Annotated in this window: 17 protein-coding genes and 2 tRNA genes; 13 read left to right on the forward strand and 6 right to left on the reverse strand. The window is 56.3% G+C overall.

Features of this window, described 5'->3' with window-relative positions; genetic code table 11:
* Window positions 1-88: 88 nt before the first annotated feature.
* Together ACF8EA_RS24975 and ACF8EA_RS24980 are read left to right on the forward strand one after the other, a co-directional pair.
* Window positions 89-727 (forward strand): hypothetical protein, encoded by a 639-nt coding sequence (locus ACF8EA_RS24975; RefSeq protein ID WP_392523614.1) that lies wholly within the window; start codon window positions 89-91, stop codon window positions 725-727.
* Window positions 728-734: 7 nt separating this feature from the next.
* Window positions 735-1,508 carry a hypothetical protein gene (locus ACF8EA_RS24980; RefSeq protein WP_392523615.1) on the forward strand — a complete coding sequence of 258 codons (774 nt, stop codon included), beginning with the start codon at window positions 735-737 and terminating at the stop codon, window positions 1,506-1,508.
* Window positions 1,509-1,753: 245 nt separating this feature from the next.
* Here ACF8EA_RS24980 and ACF8EA_RS24985 read toward each other — a convergent pair whose 3' ends face one another.
* Window positions 1,754-2,266: a hypothetical protein gene (locus tag ACF8EA_RS24985; RefSeq protein WP_392523617.1), complete on the reverse strand. Its 513-nt coding sequence runs from the start codon at window positions 2,264-2,266 to the stop codon at window positions 1,754-1,756.
* Window positions 2,267-2,919: 653 nt separating this feature from the next.
* On the opposite strand from ACF8EA_RS24985, the gene ACF8EA_RS24990 reads away from it, so the two are divergent.
* The gene (locus ACF8EA_RS24990; protein ID WP_392523618.1) at window positions 2,920-3,732 is read left to right on the forward strand and encodes a hypothetical protein; all 813 of its coding nucleotides are present in this window, start codon (window positions 2,920-2,922) and stop codon (window positions 3,730-3,732) included.
* A gap of 45 nt (window positions 3,733-3,777) precedes the next feature.
* Here the strand turns inward: ACF8EA_RS24990 and ACF8EA_RS24995 are convergent, their stop codons facing one another.
* Both ACF8EA_RS24995 and ACF8EA_RS25000 read right to left on the reverse strand, forming a co-directional pair.
* Complete coding sequence (locus tag ACF8EA_RS24995; protein WP_392523620.1) at window positions 3,778-5,535, reverse strand: hypothetical protein; 1,758 nt, start codon at window positions 5,533-5,535, stop codon at window positions 3,778-3,780.
* Window positions 5,536-6,426: 891 nt separating this feature from the next.
* On the reverse strand, window positions 6,427-6,810 hold the full coding sequence (locus ACF8EA_RS25000; RefSeq protein WP_392523622.1) for a hypothetical protein: 384 nt from the start codon (window positions 6,808-6,810) through the stop codon (window positions 6,427-6,429).
* 315 nt (window positions 6,811-7,125) lie between these two features.
* On the opposite strand from ACF8EA_RS25000, the gene ACF8EA_RS25005 reads away from it, so the two are divergent.
* The 3 genes from ACF8EA_RS25005 to ACF8EA_RS25015 all read left to right on the forward strand — a co-directional run bounded on the left by ACF8EA_RS25005 (window position 7,126) and on the right by ACF8EA_RS25015 (window position 9,379).
* Window positions 7,126-7,740, forward strand: coding sequence for a hypothetical protein (locus tag ACF8EA_RS25005; protein WP_392523623.1), 615 nt, complete (start codon window positions 7,126-7,128; stop codon window positions 7,738-7,740).
* A gap of 742 nt (window positions 7,741-8,482) precedes the next feature.
* Complete coding sequence (locus tag ACF8EA_RS25010) at window positions 8,483-8,827, forward strand: hypothetical protein (protein WP_392523625.1); 345 nt, start codon at window positions 8,483-8,485, stop codon at window positions 8,825-8,827.
* Between the two features lie 141 nt (window positions 8,828-8,968).
* On the forward strand, window positions 8,969-9,379 hold the full coding sequence (locus ACF8EA_RS25015) for a hypothetical protein (protein WP_392523626.1): 411 nt from the start codon (window positions 8,969-8,971) through the stop codon (window positions 9,377-9,379).
* Window positions 9,380-9,827: 448 nt separating this feature from the next.
* Here the strand turns inward: ACF8EA_RS25015 and ACF8EA_RS25020 are convergent.
* A tRNA-Ser gene (locus tag ACF8EA_RS25020) sits at window positions 9,828-9,917 on the reverse strand.
* A 37-nt stretch (window positions 9,918-9,954) separates the two neighbouring features.
* Window positions 9,955-10,040 (reverse strand) — tRNA-Ser (locus ACF8EA_RS25025).
* 133 nt (window positions 10,041-10,173) lie between these two features.
* Between ACF8EA_RS25025 and ACF8EA_RS25030 the strand changes: the two genes are divergently transcribed.
* The gene (locus ACF8EA_RS25030; RefSeq protein WP_003251184.1) at window positions 10,174-10,845 is read left to right on the forward strand and encodes a Bax inhibitor-1/YccA family protein; all 672 of its coding nucleotides are present in this window, start codon (window positions 10,174-10,176) and stop codon (window positions 10,843-10,845) included.
* A gap of 542 nt (window positions 10,846-11,387) precedes the next feature.
* Here the strand turns inward: ACF8EA_RS25030 and ACF8EA_RS25035 are convergent.
* Window positions 11,388-11,564, reverse strand: coding sequence for a hypothetical protein (locus ACF8EA_RS25035; protein WP_392523627.1), 177 nt, complete (start codon window positions 11,562-11,564; stop codon window positions 11,388-11,390).
* Here ACF8EA_RS25035 and ACF8EA_RS25040 point away from each other — a divergent pair.
* The 6 genes from ACF8EA_RS25040 to ACF8EA_RS25065 all read left to right on the forward strand — a co-directional run bounded on the left by ACF8EA_RS25040 (window position 11,555) and on the right by ACF8EA_RS25065 (window position 15,409).
* Entirely contained in the window at window positions 11,555-12,934 is a 1,380-nt protein-coding gene (locus tag ACF8EA_RS25040; RefSeq protein ID WP_392523629.1) for a nucleobase:cation symporter-2 family protein, read from the forward strand. The genes ACF8EA_RS25035 and ACF8EA_RS25040 overlap by 10 nt on opposite strands.
* A 95-nt stretch (window positions 12,935-13,029) precedes the next feature.
* Entirely contained in the window at window positions 13,030-13,422 is a 393-nt protein-coding gene (gene tusD / locus ACF8EA_RS25045) for a sulfurtransferase complex subunit TusD (RefSeq protein WP_021782165.1), read from the forward strand.
* 1 nt (window position 13,423) lies between these two features.
* Window positions 13,424-13,783: a sulfurtransferase complex subunit TusC gene (gene tusC / locus ACF8EA_RS25050; protein ID WP_021782164.1), complete on the forward strand. Its 360-nt coding sequence runs from the start codon at window positions 13,424-13,426 to the stop codon at window positions 13,781-13,783.
* Window positions 13,783-14,079 (forward strand): sulfurtransferase complex subunit TusB, encoded by a 297-nt coding sequence (gene tusB, locus ACF8EA_RS25055; RefSeq protein ID WP_021782163.1) that lies wholly within the window; start codon window positions 13,783-13,785, stop codon window positions 14,077-14,079. The genes tusC and tusB overlap by 1 nt, the downstream gene beginning before the upstream one ends.
* On the forward strand, window positions 14,076-14,411 hold the full coding sequence (locus tag ACF8EA_RS25060; RefSeq protein WP_021782162.1) for a TusE/DsrC/DsvC family sulfur relay protein: 336 nt from the start codon (window positions 14,076-14,078) through the stop codon (window positions 14,409-14,411). The genes tusB and ACF8EA_RS25060 overlap by 4 nt, the downstream gene beginning before the upstream one ends.
* Complete coding sequence (locus ACF8EA_RS25065; RefSeq protein ID WP_392523630.1) at window positions 14,408-15,409, forward strand: glycosyl transferase family protein; 1,002 nt, start codon at window positions 14,408-14,410, stop codon at window positions 15,407-15,409. Before ACF8EA_RS25060 ends, ACF8EA_RS25065 begins: the two co-directional genes overlap by 4 nt.
* The last annotated feature ends 79 nt before the right edge of the window (window positions 15,410-15,488 follow it).

Genomic DNA, 15,488 nt, shown 5'->3' on the forward strand with positions numbered 1-15,488 from the left:
CATGGTGAATGATCACTCGACAGCTTGAGATCGGGCACACGCCTGAACCAGCGCATCCCTCTATACAGCTAATTCTGAGGCCAACTATATGGGCAAAATCTTCCTATCTGCCAGCGTTCCAAGCAGCGATAACAGTTTCTATGAACAATGTGATCCGATGCTGATCCAGGCAGCGCTTCGGACATTCCTGTACACCGTAGTGGGTCGTAAACACCTCGTATTTGGTGGTCATCCCACAATCTCCCCTCTCATTCTCGCGGTCTGCGAGGATCTAGGAGTCGACAACAGAGCTGCCGTGACGATCTACCAGTCGAAATACTTCGCAAAGGTAGCTCCAAAGGTGAATTTCAGGTTTGAAAACTTGATTGAAGTAGATTCAACTGGCGACCGGCAGTCGAGTCTGGATCTCATGAGAAGAGCCATGTTCAGCCACCACAAGTTCGAGGCCGCGGTCTTCATCGGCGGGCAACAAGGTATCCTCGCGGAGCACTTGCAGTTTAAGGGGGATCATCCCCAAGCAAATGTGATCACGCTCCGCAGCCCCGGTGGCGCTTCCGCCACGATTGATCGCTTCCTTCCACCCGACGAAAAAGATTACGACGAGCTGCTGGACTACGTTGGCCTGTTTACCCATCGCCTGGGAATTGGGCTAAACAGCGAACGCAATCTGTCAGTGAAGCCTTCGAAACCAAGGCACGATCCAGACAATACTTTCGGTAAAGGATAACCACTAAATGGAATACGGCTTCAACATTGACATAAACCCCAATCACTTCCCTATCACTAGGGAGGTCAATGACATCAAGAGCAACCTTAAAGCCTCAACGGTCAAGCTCAAAGATTACCTGTTGAAAGACAACGTCAGCATTGATGCCAAAACCGTCATCAAGCACCTATTTCCGGCGCAACGATGCGACATCTTCATATCCCATTCCTACCAGGATCAAGATCTGGCGATCCAACTCGCGCTTGAGCTGAAAAAGAAAGGAATAACAGCCTTCATCGACTCTACGGTCTGGGGATCGGCATACGACCTTCTAAAGGCAATCGATGAGAAGCATTGTAAAATCGAGGGTGAAGCTAGTTATCACTACAACTTGCGCAATCGCTCGACCGCCCATGTGTACATGATCCTAGCGACAGCTCTGCAGCAAATGATTAGCGATTCCACCGCACTGTTCTTCTTGAACACCGACCACTCCCTGTCCACACAGCACTCGATCGAAGACGAAGACAAAACGGGGTCTCCTTGGATTCATATGGAGCTGATGTTTAGCCATTTCATTTGGCAAGCCAAGCATGCCAAAGAGTTGGTGGTCGCCACCGAATCGCGTGCTCTCGACTCGGTGCCCGTATTCCATGAAGCTAAAACAGGTCACCTCAAGGAGCTAACTGGTTTGAGGCTGCAACGCTGGATTGGCGAGCAAGAAACACAATCCACTTCAATGGAAATCCTTGACTCGCTTTCAAAGCTGCATGGCGGCAACAGCTTGCGAAGCAGGGTTTGATCTCAGGGGTAGCTGCCTGGAAAACCTAGCAGCAGTTCGCCCAATCTGGTGTCTATCTCAAGCCCCGGTGGGCCAGCCAAAACGGACGGCATTCTCCGCCCCTCCACATATCCGGCGTCCTGGGCAATCATCCTGTCCAAGATTGAAAACTGCAGCGGGAGCCAGTTCTCCATCACGAGACTTCCCGTCCGCAGGTGAAGAGGGCGTTCCGGCTGAGTGCACAGCAACATCACCGGCATCATTTTCTACTGCGCAAAAACAAGACGGGCACGGGCACGCTGACCAACAAAACTGACGATATCAAACTGAGAGCGCTCCGTCTCGCCTGCGTTGATAGCGGTGCCCCTCGCTTGAACATACTCGTCCCAACCAGGACTACAGAACTGCGTGTCAGACCAAAAGTTGTGTGCCTCGTCTGCCACAAATTGCTTGGCAATCGCACGCTGTTCCGCACCGATCAAACACCAAGCTGCAACTACTCTATCACTCCAAGTTGCGGAAGTCAGTAGATGGAACTCAGCAAAATTTCCCAAATTAAATTGTTCGACCTCTCTGTTAAACGCGTACATCGCATTTAACTGGTCTAGGTAGGAACCTTTGGCCATAGAGTCTACCACCGTGAAAAACCAACCTATCGCCTGGAATTGACTGAGCCTTACGAGCCGTTTGTGGGCGGGGGACAGACGACTTCTGATAAACCACACATTCGTGTCCGCTCGAGCCTTGGTAGTTAGAGCACGTATATTGTTGGCGGACATTTTCATGCCTCCTTGTTAGCAGATTATCTCTAGGCGCGTTATTCCCTCACGGGAAGCTGCCTCTTATTTTAGATTGCATGCGGAGTAAGCGGCGACGCAATCAGCAAGACACGCAAAGCGAACGGCATTATTCGCCCCTTCCCCGTTGTTGCACCAGCCGAGAACGCTCTCGCATTTGCGCGAAAAAATGAGCATCGGTTCTGAATGCCTTGTAGATCTGCTCCTTGGAGCACCGCGCGCTAAGGATGCCTTGATCAGGCCTTGATGGCGGTGCCGGGTGATCCGTTCAATCAAGCGCCAATGCAGGGGTTTGGAGGCAAAGAGTACCTTTGTACTCTAATGCTATGAGGGGCGTTTGAGGCTGGCTTGCAGCGACTGTGGTTTGACTGCGACATACGTCGTTGAGATCAATTCCGGCGCCGCATGCTCTGCTTCAAGCTGGCTGGAGCTTCGCCTGGGGCATCATTACCCTTGCACCAGCCTTCCCCCGCTGACACATATAGCCACTGCCTTAACGGGCGAACGGATACGAAAGGTATCCTGCATGGATAACTGGATTTTCTGCCTCGCGACCTACTACCCTCAAGTGCAACCACTGCCAACCTGGGATGGACTCCATGCGAGATTTACGTTTCAGTCGTACGTTTACGCTGTTGCAGCAAGAAGGCCATTTAGCTAGAGCGTCACTCCTCTCAGGAATCGATCTGCTTCTAAAGGCCAACCTAGACGAGAGAACAGTAGGCAATTTTTATTCGGCATTTTTCCAGCTAACTATTGGTATAGAGCGAATTTTAAAGCTTGTGATAATCACAAATCACATGCTTGAAAATAACTACAATCCTCCAACTGACGATGAGCTACGCAAGAAATACGGGCACAATATTAAACCTACTTATCTGCACGCACTATCCGTGAGAAACAAATGGGGGCACGGAAAAGTGGAGGCACCAACAACCGACAGCATTGAGGAGAAAATTCTCGATTTCCTGGAGAAATTTGCTAACAAGGCACGCTATTACAACCTCCGCGAGCTAAACAACACGACCGCAGATCGCGGCCCGCTCGGAGACTGGTATTCCATCTGCATAGAGGTCGCAGAAGCTAAGATAGGGTACTCGAAGCTCAACAAATCAGCCGAACAGGTCATGCATCAGCTTGATCGAGCAGGATTAGTAGGCTACTCATCAAAGTTCGATTTCGACGGCCACCCTATGACACTGTTCGACGACTGTTGGAGAATGCATGTAATACAGAAAACCGCACCGCACCTAGTCTGGGAAATCGTCCAGTTCATCAGGCCCCTGTATGACGCCTTAAGCTATATCGCTCACGAGGCGATGGAGTATGAGAACGAAAAGCAATTGAAGCTACCCGTCATACCCCACCTATATGAATTTTTTGTGTTTTCACTTGCGATGAAGTCGGACACCATACGTAGAAAATCATGGACTCGAATATTTTGTTAACAAGAGTGAGCACTAATTAAAAATAGGGGGCAGTAGCCCCCAAACTTATTGAAGCAAATCTAAATTCAGCAGCTGCTTGGAGAAGCGATCTATAAATTTTCGAGCATCTCGAATGCCATCAGATAGCTCAGCTGCGCTCACCTCATGGGCGCGGTGAATGATTCCATCTCGGCGACCGACCAAAGAACTGAGCTGATCGCGATGCGGCAAACGCTGGGGGGCTGTTATCACGCCAATACGCTGGAGCGCATCCTGCAACGCCCTCAGCGCCTCCCTGGGGCCAAGCGTTTCGGTACCATTCTCCTTAAATGCTGAGAGCGCCAAATCCTCTCGCCGCTCAAATAATCCGTAGAGGAACATTTCGACAGCGTGGACGGTAGCAATGGCGGCAAGCCTGCGATTGTTTGCGCCACCCTCCCACTGCAACTCTTCGGCCTTCCTGAAAAAGTCCCTAGCCATCAGCAAGAAACCGTCAACCTGGGCAAGCATCTGCGTCTTAGTGGTCAGGTAGGACAAAATCACGCTGACAGTGAAATCGGTCGTCCACGGTTCTGCTTCCCACTCTCCCAAATCTGACTGCTGTGAGAGCAGCCAAGACTCACCAGCTTCAAGCACGTGCGGAACGTCGCCTGACTGATCCGATCTTCGAATAGCCTCCAGCGCGAGGACAGTACTGACTAGATCAGGCTCTTCGTCGCCATCATTTCGAGGGAAGCTATGACTATGCGGCAAGATACGTGTGAGTAGCCAAGCGACAGCCTTGCCAATAGCTTCGTGATACCGGTCATCGCCCAATCGCTGCAAAGCAACAGTAGCGTATGCAGTGATGCGAACGCTTCCGGGCTGATCCGGCTCAGCCCCCCAACAGCCAGACAAGTCTTGTCGACGGATCAATCGGTCGGTAAGAACCGCAGTCTCCCTACGCAGGCGCGCCACGACTATACGGCTTTGGCTGCAACGCCAGAGCGCATGGCCAATGTCTTCGATTCGGCCTCCCTGATCCTCTTCCCCGCCAAGCTCTATTAGGCGGCGAGCGCAGCAGCTTAGCGCTTCATCAAGACGCTCCTTCTCAGTTGGACTGCCGTAAAGACTTAAGAACCACGCGAGGGAAAATTGCCAATCTTCAGGTAGGTTTTGCCCTGCGGCGTCGCGCTGTAGGACGGCCTCCAGAGCGCGCCGTCCTTCCGCTGTTCGAGGCTCAATGCCCAGAATCGGAAAAAGTTCAGGTGTAGGGTCACGAAACATCCGTGCGGGGAGCAAGGCCATTGCCTTCTCAAGCGAAGCGGGAAAATCTGCCAGCTCCTCAACGAGTGCGGGGGCCATACGTGAGCGTTCACGTTGCGTTTCAGTGTATTCAGCGGCAACGACAGTGACTGATCTGGCCAAGCGCTCAGGAGTTCCGGTCGCAATTAACTCTGCGGGAAGATCTCCATCTTTGACCGCCCAGTGAGTTCGATGCTGCTCAAATTGAGCCATGCCCAATTGATCGGACACGCTCAGAACTCCTGCCCTTTCTAGGTAGGCATGCTGTTCGTCGGGCTCAAAATCAAAGGCGAGTTCGCTTCCTCTCCGAACTATATTGCGTATCCGCCCATGCCGAACCACCCTTGCATGTGGGCCACCGACACCCACCTCATACATCAGCAAAGCGGGGATTTCTTCCAGCCGACGTAATGATTCAGGGTTAGCCGGGTTGATGTCCGCAGCCTCAAGCCCGCTGTATTCCTTGAAACGGCCCAGGCCCATCGAATACGGCTGGGTCTCCCACATCTCGCTATGACCGGCTACCAGTAGGTTGAACATCCCTATTACTCGGAGCGACTGCACACGGCGGCAAGAGTAGCACGGACGAAAAGCCGCGCTGCCGCGGCTTCAAGGGCTAGCCGAAGTAGCAGCCAGAAAGAATGCCGTATCTGTGGGTGCTACCGCCGATGGCAGGCGCAGTGTTTATCGGCAGATCGGTTTACTGACGTTCTGAACGATTATTTGAACAGATTTTTGAGGGCATGCGCGCCGGCTTTGAGCAGCGCCGCTACTGTGTTCACCTCCTGTATGTGTCGTCAGGAGAGGTGACCAGATGGTAGCGATCGGGCAACTCGTCACGGTTACGTTCCAGACGACGACGCTCTCTGGCCGTCAGGTCAACACGGGCCAACTGGGCATCAGTGGATACCAGCTTTTGCCGATACTCCGGCGATGAAAAAGCAAATCCAGGCGATATCCTAACGAAACACGGATCACTGCCCCCCAGCCCCTCGATCAGGCCGTGTCGAGAGCATGGGGGTATGCCTCGGAACACAGCAGGCATCTGCGTGAAGGCTAAGTACCGTCGTTCGAAGAGGCCGAGCTTTTGGTCGGACTTTCCGCCGCCGCAAGCAACTACATCATCAAGAAAGCTCAACCTATCCTGGATGACGAGGGAGATAGTCTGTTCCAGGCCGTGCTTTGGGCCCGCAACCGGTTGTCGATACCGCACAATCGGTCTCGCCACACCTGTATCGGTTCACGGGATGGGGCGTACCCCAACGGCGAAGCTGCCAGCTCCGACGACGTGGCTCGTCAGGCCCCAATAACCTTGAAGTTCAAAACCTTCGCTCATGATTCTCGGCTGCTGGGATACAATCCTCCGTTTGTGCTCAAAGCGTATGAATACCGAAGAATTATCTGGCGTACGTTGATCATTGGCGATCCGCTTCAATGCAGATTGTTGGCTGTGAGGTAGGTCAGTTTGACGGCCAGACGTCGAAAATCCCGCAGACTCTGACGCCCCCCATCAGACCGAAATGTAGCGATGACGTACCGGCTGTTTTCAGTCGTAATCACCCAGAACCGCCCCTCCTTTGCTACGTCCACCACATCGGATGTGCGAATGATGTGGCCATCTGCAAAACGACCTAGCGAGTCCTGTCTAACATGTCCGAATACTACGCCAACGGCAGCTCGCGCCTGGATGATTACGCCCGTGAGGTACGCCGTAACTGGCTTGGCGAAAGCTTGGTTTTTCGCCCTCACGATACGTTGAAGATCAAAGTCAGAATGGCGCTCGCCATGGCATTCGACCATTACAGTTTCAAACATGTACGCCCCTTGCCTGATTTTATTAGCCACCCTGGGTGGATCGTGTATCGACCTGACTTAGCCATCTCGGGAGCCTGTAAACCAATTTTTTGACGTGTAAAGCAAAGAGGTTTACACATCAAAAAAATGGTTTACACCTCAGTCCAAAACAGCCAAGGAACACACCAGCGACATCGACAGCTTGGTATGGTACCGACTGCCTGAAACTCATGAATGTCAGGGCGTGAAAGCCCGGTTGCTCTGCCACCGCCTGCGACAGCACCTACGCGTTGAAAAGACGCGAGTGGGTCGCGTCACACTAGTGAAGGAACCACCATGCAACAAAAAATGGACTCGACCAAGTACTACCGTATCGACCACCCATTGCTGCACGACCTGCTGTTGCATGATGGCAAGGTTTGTCCCGCACCCGCAAACGGCCACATTAATGGCCGAAATCACGGTAACCGCCAGGCAGTCGAAGGCAAGCTCTCCCTTCCACGCGGTCGAGGCTCTAAAGAGCTGCCGTCTACATGGTATGAGGGCATCGAAATTCGTGGCCTTACCGCGCACCTGCCAGACGGAACCAGCGTACCGATCTACGAGCGCGGCACAGAAAGACCCTCTGACGAGGCGCTCCGCCAGAAAAAGGTCGTGGAAATCGGTGAGCACTACGAAGCCAAGCGCGCTGAGATAATCAACTCACTGATTACCGCGATGGGGACGATGAAGGGCCCTAACGCCGAAAAAATCCTGGGAAATATTTTGCATAACCTCACTGCCGAATGGTCGCAAAACGACATCCGGCGGCAGTTTGCTGGATTCTTATATGCGCTTCTTGCAATGCAGCTGATCAACGAAAAGCAGCAAGGCGAGATGCTTCATGCCTTCGCTCAGCTGTGCGACGTCGGGATTGAGTTACGCGAGTACATTCGCTCTGAGCAGCGATGATTGGCTCCCTGCGCACTTCGTGGGCGTCATCGAATCAGGCTGCTGAATATATTCTCCGGCAGCCTTAACTTGAGCGACAGTCGTGGAGGGCTATCCTCATATCTTGAGGACAACCGCTACAGCACGAGAATCGACCGACGAGACACTACAGTGGATACCTTGTGGTCGCGCCCTCACGCTCGCCTCGCCCTTCCAGTAACCAATGGCGCTTTTTAGTAACGCCACAAATTGCCCGTTATCCATCATTACCCAAAAAATATGGGGGATTTGGTGTAGGCGTTCGCCAAAATGCCTTGCGTGGTTGGAATGTGGTGCCGTCGCGGTAGGGACGGAAATTACCTGCAGCCCCTGCCGCGATGGCTATCAAAACGCAAGAGTCGGATTGCTCTCGAGCTCAGGCCGAGGCTTCTACAACACCCTGCTCACCCAGCCCCAGTCGGTCTCCCATGGTCGGCTACGCGTCGCTCAACAGCTTTTCCAGCTGCGCATGCTCCCAGGTGCTGAGCAGCCCCACAGGGTCAGTTCTATACGACTGCAGCGAGTCGAAAATATGGGGCACGCCCCTCCGGGCTGTAGCAGCTGTCGCAGTAGTCGAGCGTGTAAGAAGGCGTTCGTTTTTGAGCGTTTCAAAGCCGGTCGAGACGGTGGGGTTGATGGCCGTTATCACAGCCCTAACGGTGGCGAGTAGATCCTCCAGGCCAAGCACTGGACTGCTACGCCTTTTTCTAAACTTGTGGCGCACTTGCGTTCATCGGAAGCGCCCAAGGTCGCTACCCTTCAGCCCGAATGGTACATTCTGGTGGTCTCGCATCCGCTTTCGAAATTAAAGAAGGAAGAGCTGATCACGGCGCATGGCGCCTCTTGCCCCGTGAGCGTTTACGGCAAAGAGGAGCTCAACGACTTGCTTGCCAGGCATCCTATGGTGGAGCAAAGGCACTTCAAGCTCTGGATCAGCAGCGCTACCGTGCTTGTCCGCCTGCTCAATAATGCCATCGCGGGCCGGAGCGATGCGATGATGAGCGAAATCGTTGAGAGATCGGTCGTATCTCAGCCCGCAACGCTCTACCCAGCGTTAAAGGCTATTTAGCCCCTGTGTCCTAGAGTCGGTGGCGTGGCCTGCAGGAGGCACAGGTATTGGCCAGCTAACGCCACCTGATCAACCTGAGCCATTGCACTCATCAGGTACACTACCCGCCTTCACTTTTCCCACATCAAATGAGCAAAGGTAATGGTACAGGACGTCCGGAGCGAGCAGCTCTGCGTGGTGCTGCAAGACATGCAGATCATCGAAATCGCTTGTAGATCTCTGTCGCCGCAATCGATCGCACTGAGGGTCAGCGAGTTCTTTTTCGACTTTATTGATGATCAACCAAGCCAGGATGTATCACTCGACTTATCAGCTTTACCTCAGAGGCATGCCGCAGCACTATTCGATGCCTTCATGAAGGTTTCGCAGGACAACGGAATTCGGTTCGGGGTCGCGTCTATGGATCGCCTGTCGGACTACGACGGAATGGGCATTCCAATAGACCTCCATCCATTCCGGCAATTTACGCGACACCTCCTGCTCGACATCGCTTTTGAGGATGTGCCCAAAGAGCTCCGCGATTTCAAATTCGGGGCTGATCTGGGTCTGTAGGAGTACTGAGGGGTGCAGCGACAATTTTCGGGGTGATTCGACTTTAGCCATTGGCACCACTTCGACTCACTGGAGCGCAAGGTAGCCACCTAGGTCGTTTAGGCAGTCAGCAGCCCGCGGGGGTAGTTAAGAGCTCTGCCACGACGGAATGGGGAGAGTGGTGATCGCCGCGCTCAGGTGCTCAGAGGAAACCGCCCTGACAGATCTCTTCCCGCAGATAACTCTGAGACTCACGCCCCTTGAGACCAGAGATTTCGGGGCCTCCCCAAATATGCAGCTGGAGCCAAGCCCTTTTTAGAGTGCGCAGCAGTTGGCAGTAGTACGCAGCTGAGTAGTTGCATTCTTTGGATTCTGAGCCTCCCAGGGGGACTGAATGTCATAAACCGCAAGGGAAGAGCAGGCATGAAAAAAGGGCCAAGATCGCTCAAGGCCCTTATTTCATTAATGATGGCGGGAAACCAGGGATTCGAACCCTGGGAACGCTCTCACGTTCGCCGGTTTTCAAGACCGGTGCATTCAACCACTCTGCCAATTTCCCGATGCAGGTACAGCTGGGGAAGGTGTAGTGCGCATCTGGGAACCGCCTAAGATAAGAACTCTAGGATAGTTGCCCATCGACGGTTTTCAAGACCGTTGCCTTAAACCACTCGGCCACGCTTCCAGCTCGTTTTGCGGCCGCCATAATACCTTAATGAAACACGCTGTCAAACTCTCTGTGTCGCGGGTTGCAGGAGCAATGGTAGACTCCTAGCATCTGAACGTCCGAAACCACAGGTTTACCAAGGAGTGTCGCCATGCGCGAACAGGATTACGCCGTCCACCACGGCCAGCAGGTCGAGCAGCAGGAGATCAGCAAGGTCCTGCGCAACACGTATAGCCTACTGGCGCTTACCCTCGCCTTCAGCGGTGTCATGGCTTTCGTTGCCCAGCAGATGCGCGTCGGCTACCCGAACGTGTTCGTGGTGCTGATCGGCTTCTACGGGCTGTTCTTCCTTACCAACAAACTGCGTGATTCGGCCTGGGGCCTGGTGTCCACCTTCGCGCTTACCGGTTTCATGGGCTTCATCCTTGGCCCGATCCTCAACCGTTACCTCGGCATGGCCGGTGGCGCCGAGGTGGTCAGCTCCGCCTTTGCCATGACCGCGCTGGTATTTGGTGGTCTGTCGGCCTACGTGTTGATCACCCGCAAGGACATGAGCTTCCTGAGCGGCTTCATCACTGCTGGCTTCTTCGTCCTACTGGGTGCTGTCGTTGCCAGCTTCTTCTTCCAGATCAGCGGCCTGCAACTGGCAATCAGCGCTGGCTTCGTGCTGTTCTCGTCGGTCTGCATCCTGTTCCAGACCAGCGCGATCATTCATGGTGGCGAGCGCAACTACATCATGGCGACCATCAGCCTGTATGTGTCGATCTACAACCTGTTTGTCAGCCTGCTGCAGTTGTTTGGCATCATGGGTCGTGATGACTGATTGATTGCCGTGCCGCAAGAAGCCCGCTTCGGCGGGCTTTTTTGTAGGCGTTGGAAATGGGTTGAGTTGCGGGATGTTCGCCGGAAGAGGTTCAGCGCCTGATAGATCGAGCGCCGCCCGCGCGGCGCATCGCGAGCAAGCTCGCTCCTACATTTGTTTCGGGCCAGTATCGCCTGTGCCTGCGCGCGCGACCGCCCTGTTTGTCCCGCACGATATCGAGGTGAGCGCCAAGGGGACGCGCGCGTCTGCCCCAGGAATAATTGGCCCGAAACAAATGTAGGAGCGAGCTTGCTCGCGATGCTGTGCCTGCGCGCGACCGCCCTGTCTGTTCCCCACGATTTCGAGGTGAGCGCCAAGGGGGCGTGCGCGTCTGCCCCAGAAATAATTGGCCCGAAACAAATGTAGGAGCGAGCTTGCTCGCGATGCGCCGCGCGGGCGGCGCTCGATCTACGCAACACCACAAAAACCAAGGCAGGCGCCTTGCCGCCCTGACACAAACGAGTGTAGAACACCTCAGAAAAGCTTGACCGCCAACAGCGGACCTACATCAGTTTCAAGCCAATTATGCCTGCAACCGCAATAACTGACCAAAAAGTCAGATAATCAGGCAAATGGTCGCCGATCATGCTGACATCCTGCTTTTCTCTACCGCTATCCATCATCACCCCGTAGAATGCGCTCCTTTTTTCTTCCGGGGCAGCTTTCAGCAATGAGCTCACACGAACACAGCCCAGGCGCAGCGGCGCCTGCCAACGAACTGGTGCTTGGTCTGGAGGACAAGCCACGGCTGTTGATCGGCCTGTTGGCAGCCCTGCAGCACCTGCTGGCGATCATCGTACCTATCGTCACCCCTGGCCTGCTGATCTGCCAGGCGTTGGGTGTATCTGCACGTGATACCAATTTGATCGTTTCGATGTCGCTGGTGATCTCGGGTATCGCCACCTTCGTCCAGTGCAAGCGCTTCGGCCCATTTGGCGCGGGGCTGCTGATCGTTCAGGGCACCAGCTTCAACTTCGTCGGCCCGCTGATTGCCGGTGGTGCGCTGATGGTCAAGCAAGGCACGCCGGTTGAGGGCGTAATGGCAGCCATTTTTGGCGTAGTAATCGCAGGCTCGTTCGTCGAGATGGGCGTGTCGCGCATCCTGCCCTTCGTCAAACGCCTGATCACCCCGCTGGTGACTGGCATCGTGGTGTTGATGATCGGCCTGACGCTGATCAAGGTCGGCCTGATCAGCATGGGCGGTGGCTTTGGGGCCATGGCCAATGGCACCTTTGCCAATGGCGAAAACCTGCTGATGTCGGGCGTGGTACTGGCGATCATCGTCGTTCTCAACCGTACCCCGGTGGTGTGGATGCGCAGTTGCGCCATCGTCATCGCCCTGGCGGTCGGCTATGCGCTGGCCGGTTTCCTGGGCCGCCTGGACTTTACCGGCATGCACGAGGCCGCGCTATTCCAGGTGCCGACACCGCTGCACTTTGGCCTAGGCTTCTCGTGGGCGCTGTTCATTCCGATGCTGGTGATTTACCTGGTCACTTCGCTGGAAGCCATCGGTGACGTTACCGCCACCAGCAAGGTGTCGCGCCAGCCGGTCGAAGGGCCGGTTTGGATGCAGCGGATCAAGGGGGGCGTGCTGGTCAACGGCGCCAACTCGCTGCTGGCCGGTCTGTTCAACACCTTCCCTAGCTCGATTTTTGCCCAGAACAACGGGGTGATTCAGCTGACCGGTATCGCTAGCCGTCATATCGGTATGTGGATTGCCGTAATGCTGGTGCTGCTGGGGTTGTTCCCGAGCGTTGCTGGGGTGATTCAGGCTGTGCCGGAGCCGGTGCTGGGTGGCGCGGCGATGGTCATGTTTGGCGCGGTTGCGGCGTCGGGGATCAATATTCTGGCCAGCACCCGGCTGGACCGTCGGGCGCTGCTGATTATTGCGGTGTCGTTGGCACTTGGCCTGGGTGTTGCGCAGGTGCCGGAGTTCCTGGCGCACATGCCGGCGGCAATTCGCAATGTGCTGGAGTCGGGTGTGGCTACCGGGGGGATTTGTGCGCTGGTGCTGAACTGGTTCTTGCCGGAGGGCAAGGAGCAGGCTTGAACCTTGAGCGTGAATGACTGGCCCGCGCCCGCTTGCACAAGCGGGCGCGGGCTTTTTTGCTTTATCATGGCACCATTCCTTTGCATGAGTTAGCCATGAAATTCGCTATCGCGGTGTTCTCCCCGGCCCACGCGCCCTCTTCGCGGCGCGCCCTGCGTTTCGCCGAGGCGGTGCTGGCCGGCGGGCATGAGATTGCCCGGCTGTTCTTCTATCAGGACGGGGTGCACAGTGCCTCGGCCAACGTGGTCGCCCCCCAGGACGAACTGGACGTGGCTGGCCAGTGGCGCACGTTCATACAGGCCCACCAGCTGGACGCCGTGGTGTGTATCGCCGCCGCCCTGCGCCGTGGCGTGCTCGACGAAGCCGAGGCCAACCGCTACCAGCGCCCGGCCGTGAACCTGCCCAAACCCTGGGAACTGTCGGGGCTAGGCCAACTGCACGAGGCCGCGCAAGTGGCCGATCGCCTTGTCTGCTTCGGAGGCGACTGATATGGCCAAGTCCTTGTTGATTATCAGCCGTCAGGCACCGTGGAATGGCCCATCTGCCCGCGAGGCGCTGGACATCGCCCTGGCCGGCGGCGCGTTCGACCTGCCGTTGGGCATGCTGTTCCTCGACGATGGTGTGTTCCAGCTCGCGCCGGACCAGCAACCCGCTGCCGTGCAACAGAAGAACCTGGCCGCCAACCTGCAGGCGCTGCCGATGTTCGGCGTCGAAGAACTGTTCGCCTGCAACCACAGCCTGGCCCGCCGGGGCCTGGCAGCCGAAACCCTGGCGCTGCCGGTGCAAGTGCTCGATGACGCAGCGTTGGCCGCGCTGATAGCTCGCTTTGACCAGGTGGTAACGCTCTGATGAAGACCCTGCATGTAATTGCCCATTCCCCGTTTGGCGACGAGCGCCTGGCCAGCTGCCTACGCCTGCTCGGAGCCGAAGATGCCCTGCTGCTGTGCGGTGATGCCGTGTATGCCCTGCGCAGCGGCAGCGAGCCGTATGGCACTCTGCAAGCCGCCGGCCTGGCCCAGCGCCTGTTCGCCCTGGACGAGGATGTACAGGCCCGCGCGGTCGGCAACGACCTGGCAAAGACCGTGGACTACGCCGGGTTCGTCGAACTGTCGCTGCAATACGACAAGGTCAACAGCTGGCTATGAATACGCTCACCGTTGGCGATCAGGCGATCGCCCTGGACAAGGATGGCTTCCTGGTCGACCTGCATGACTGGTCCCGGGACGCCGCCGAGGCTTTAGCCATGCGCGAAGGTATCCCGTTGACGGCAGACCACTGGGAAATCCTCGAACTGCTCCGCCAGTTCTACCAGGAATACCAGCTGTCTCCGGCCACGCGCCCGCTCATCAAGTACACGGCCCTCAAGCTGGGCCCTGAAAAGGGCAACAGCCCGCACCTGAACCGCCTGTTCAACGGCACCCCCGCCAAACTTGCCGCCAAGCTGGCGGGCCTGCCCAAGCCGACCAACTGCATATGACCGAACCTCGTCCCCTCACTCTGGAACCCCCTGCCGAACACCCGTTCGCCGAATTCGTGCGCATTCTCGGCAAAGGCAAGCGCGGCGCGCGCGGCCTGACACGCGAAGAGGCCCGCGCAGCCATGACCCTGCTGCTGGAAGGCAAGGTCGAAGACACCCAGCTCGGTGCGTTCCTCATGCTGCTGCGGCACAAGGAAGAAAGCGCCGAAGAGCTGGCCGGCTTCACCGAGGCCCTGCGCGCCCACCTGCAGGCGCCGCGCATCGCCGTTGACCTGGACTGGCCCACTTACGCCGGCAAGAAGCGTCACCTGCCCTGGTACCTGCTGGCGGCCAAGTGCCTGGCCAACAATGGCGTGCGCATCCTGATGCACGGCGGCGGCGCACACACTGCCGGGCGTATGTACACAGAGCAACTGCTCGGCCTGCTGCAGATTCCGCTGTGCCGCGACTGGGCCGCCGTCGGCAAGGCGCTGGACCAGCATCAACTGGCATTCTTTCCGCTGCACGACTGGGCGCCGCAGTTGCAACGCATGATCGACCTGCGCAACACCCTGGGCCTGCGCTCGCCCATACATTCGCTGGCGCGAGTGCTCAACCCGCTGGGCGCTCGCTGTGGATTGCAGAGTATCTTTCACCCTGGTTACCAGGCAGTACACCGCGAGGCCAGCCGCCTGCTGGGTGACCATGCCGTGGTGATCAAGGGGGATGGCGGCGAAATCGAGGTCAACCCCGATGTCATCAGCCATCTCTACGGCACCACGGCAGGTGAAGCGTGGGATGAAGAGTGGCCAGCGCTAAGCGAACGCCGCCATGTCAAGCCGCCCAGCTTGCAGGCCCAACACTTGCTGGCGTTCTGGCGTGGCGAAGTAGAAGACAGTTATGGCGAAAAGGCCCTGATCGCGACCATGGCCTTGGCCCTGCGTGGTTTGGGACAGCACCGTGAGCAGGCGTTCGTAACAGCGCAAGGCTACTGGGACACTCGAGATAGATCGATTTAGCCGATAATAGAACCCCGATCTTTGCGCTATTTCTTCGAACGATTTTCCCTAGACTGGGCTCCAACGACAAACAACTTGT

The sequence above is a fragment of the Pseudomonas sp. YQ_5 genome (assembly GCF_043103305.1).
In the GTDB taxonomy this organism is placed as follows: domain Bacteria; phylum Pseudomonadota; class Gammaproteobacteria; order Pseudomonadales; family Pseudomonadaceae; genus Aquipseudomonas; species Aquipseudomonas putida_Y.

What these genes read in the sequence shown, in the direction of transcription:
- ACF8EA_RS24975 (WP_392523614.1), top strand. Translation starts at nt 89, where the DNA reads ATGGGCAAAATCTTCCTATCTGCCAGCGTTCCAAGCAGCGATAACAGT.
- ACF8EA_RS24980 (WP_392523615.1), top strand. Translation starts at nt 735, where the DNA reads ATGGAATACGGCTTCAACATTGACATAAACCCCAATCACTTCCCTATC.
- ACF8EA_RS24985 (WP_392523617.1), bottom strand. Translation starts at nt 2,266, where the DNA reads ATGTCCGCCAACAATATACGTGCTCTAACTACCAAGGCTCGAGCGGAC.
- ACF8EA_RS24995 (WP_392523620.1), bottom strand. Translation starts at nt 5,535, where the DNA reads ATGTTCAACCTACTGGTAGCCGGTCATAGCGAGATGTGGGAGACCCAG.
- ACF8EA_RS25000 (WP_392523622.1), bottom strand. Translation starts at nt 6,810, where the DNA reads ATGTTTGAAACTGTAATGGTCGAATGCCATGGCGAGCGCCATTCTGAC.
- ACF8EA_RS25005 (WP_392523623.1), top strand. Translation starts at nt 7,126, where the DNA reads ATGCAACAAAAAATGGACTCGACCAAGTACTACCGTATCGACCACCCA.
- ACF8EA_RS25015 (WP_392523626.1), top strand. Translation starts at nt 8,969, where the DNA reads ATGGTACAGGACGTCCGGAGCGAGCAGCTCTGCGTGGTGCTGCAAGAC.
- ACF8EA_RS25030 (WP_003251184.1), top strand. Translation starts at nt 10,174, where the DNA reads ATGCGCGAACAGGATTACGCCGTCCACCACGGCCAGCAGGTCGAGCAG.
- ACF8EA_RS25040 (WP_392523629.1), top strand. Translation starts at nt 11,555, where the DNA reads ATGAGCTCACACGAACACAGCCCAGGCGCAGCGGCGCCTGCCAACGAA.
- tusD (WP_021782165.1), top strand. Translation starts at nt 13,030, where the DNA reads ATGAAATTCGCTATCGCGGTGTTCTCCCCGGCCCACGCGCCCTCTTCG.
- tusC (WP_021782164.1), top strand. Translation starts at nt 13,424, where the DNA reads ATGGCCAAGTCCTTGTTGATTATCAGCCGTCAGGCACCGTGGAATGGC.
- tusB (WP_021782163.1), top strand. Translation starts at nt 13,783, where the DNA reads ATGAAGACCCTGCATGTAATTGCCCATTCCCCGTTTGGCGACGAGCGC.
- ACF8EA_RS25060 (WP_021782162.1), top strand. Translation starts at nt 14,076, where the DNA reads ATGAATACGCTCACCGTTGGCGATCAGGCGATCGCCCTGGACAAGGAT.
- ACF8EA_RS25065 (WP_392523630.1), top strand. Translation starts at nt 14,408, where the DNA reads ATGACCGAACCTCGTCCCCTCACTCTGGAACCCCCTGCCGAACACCCG.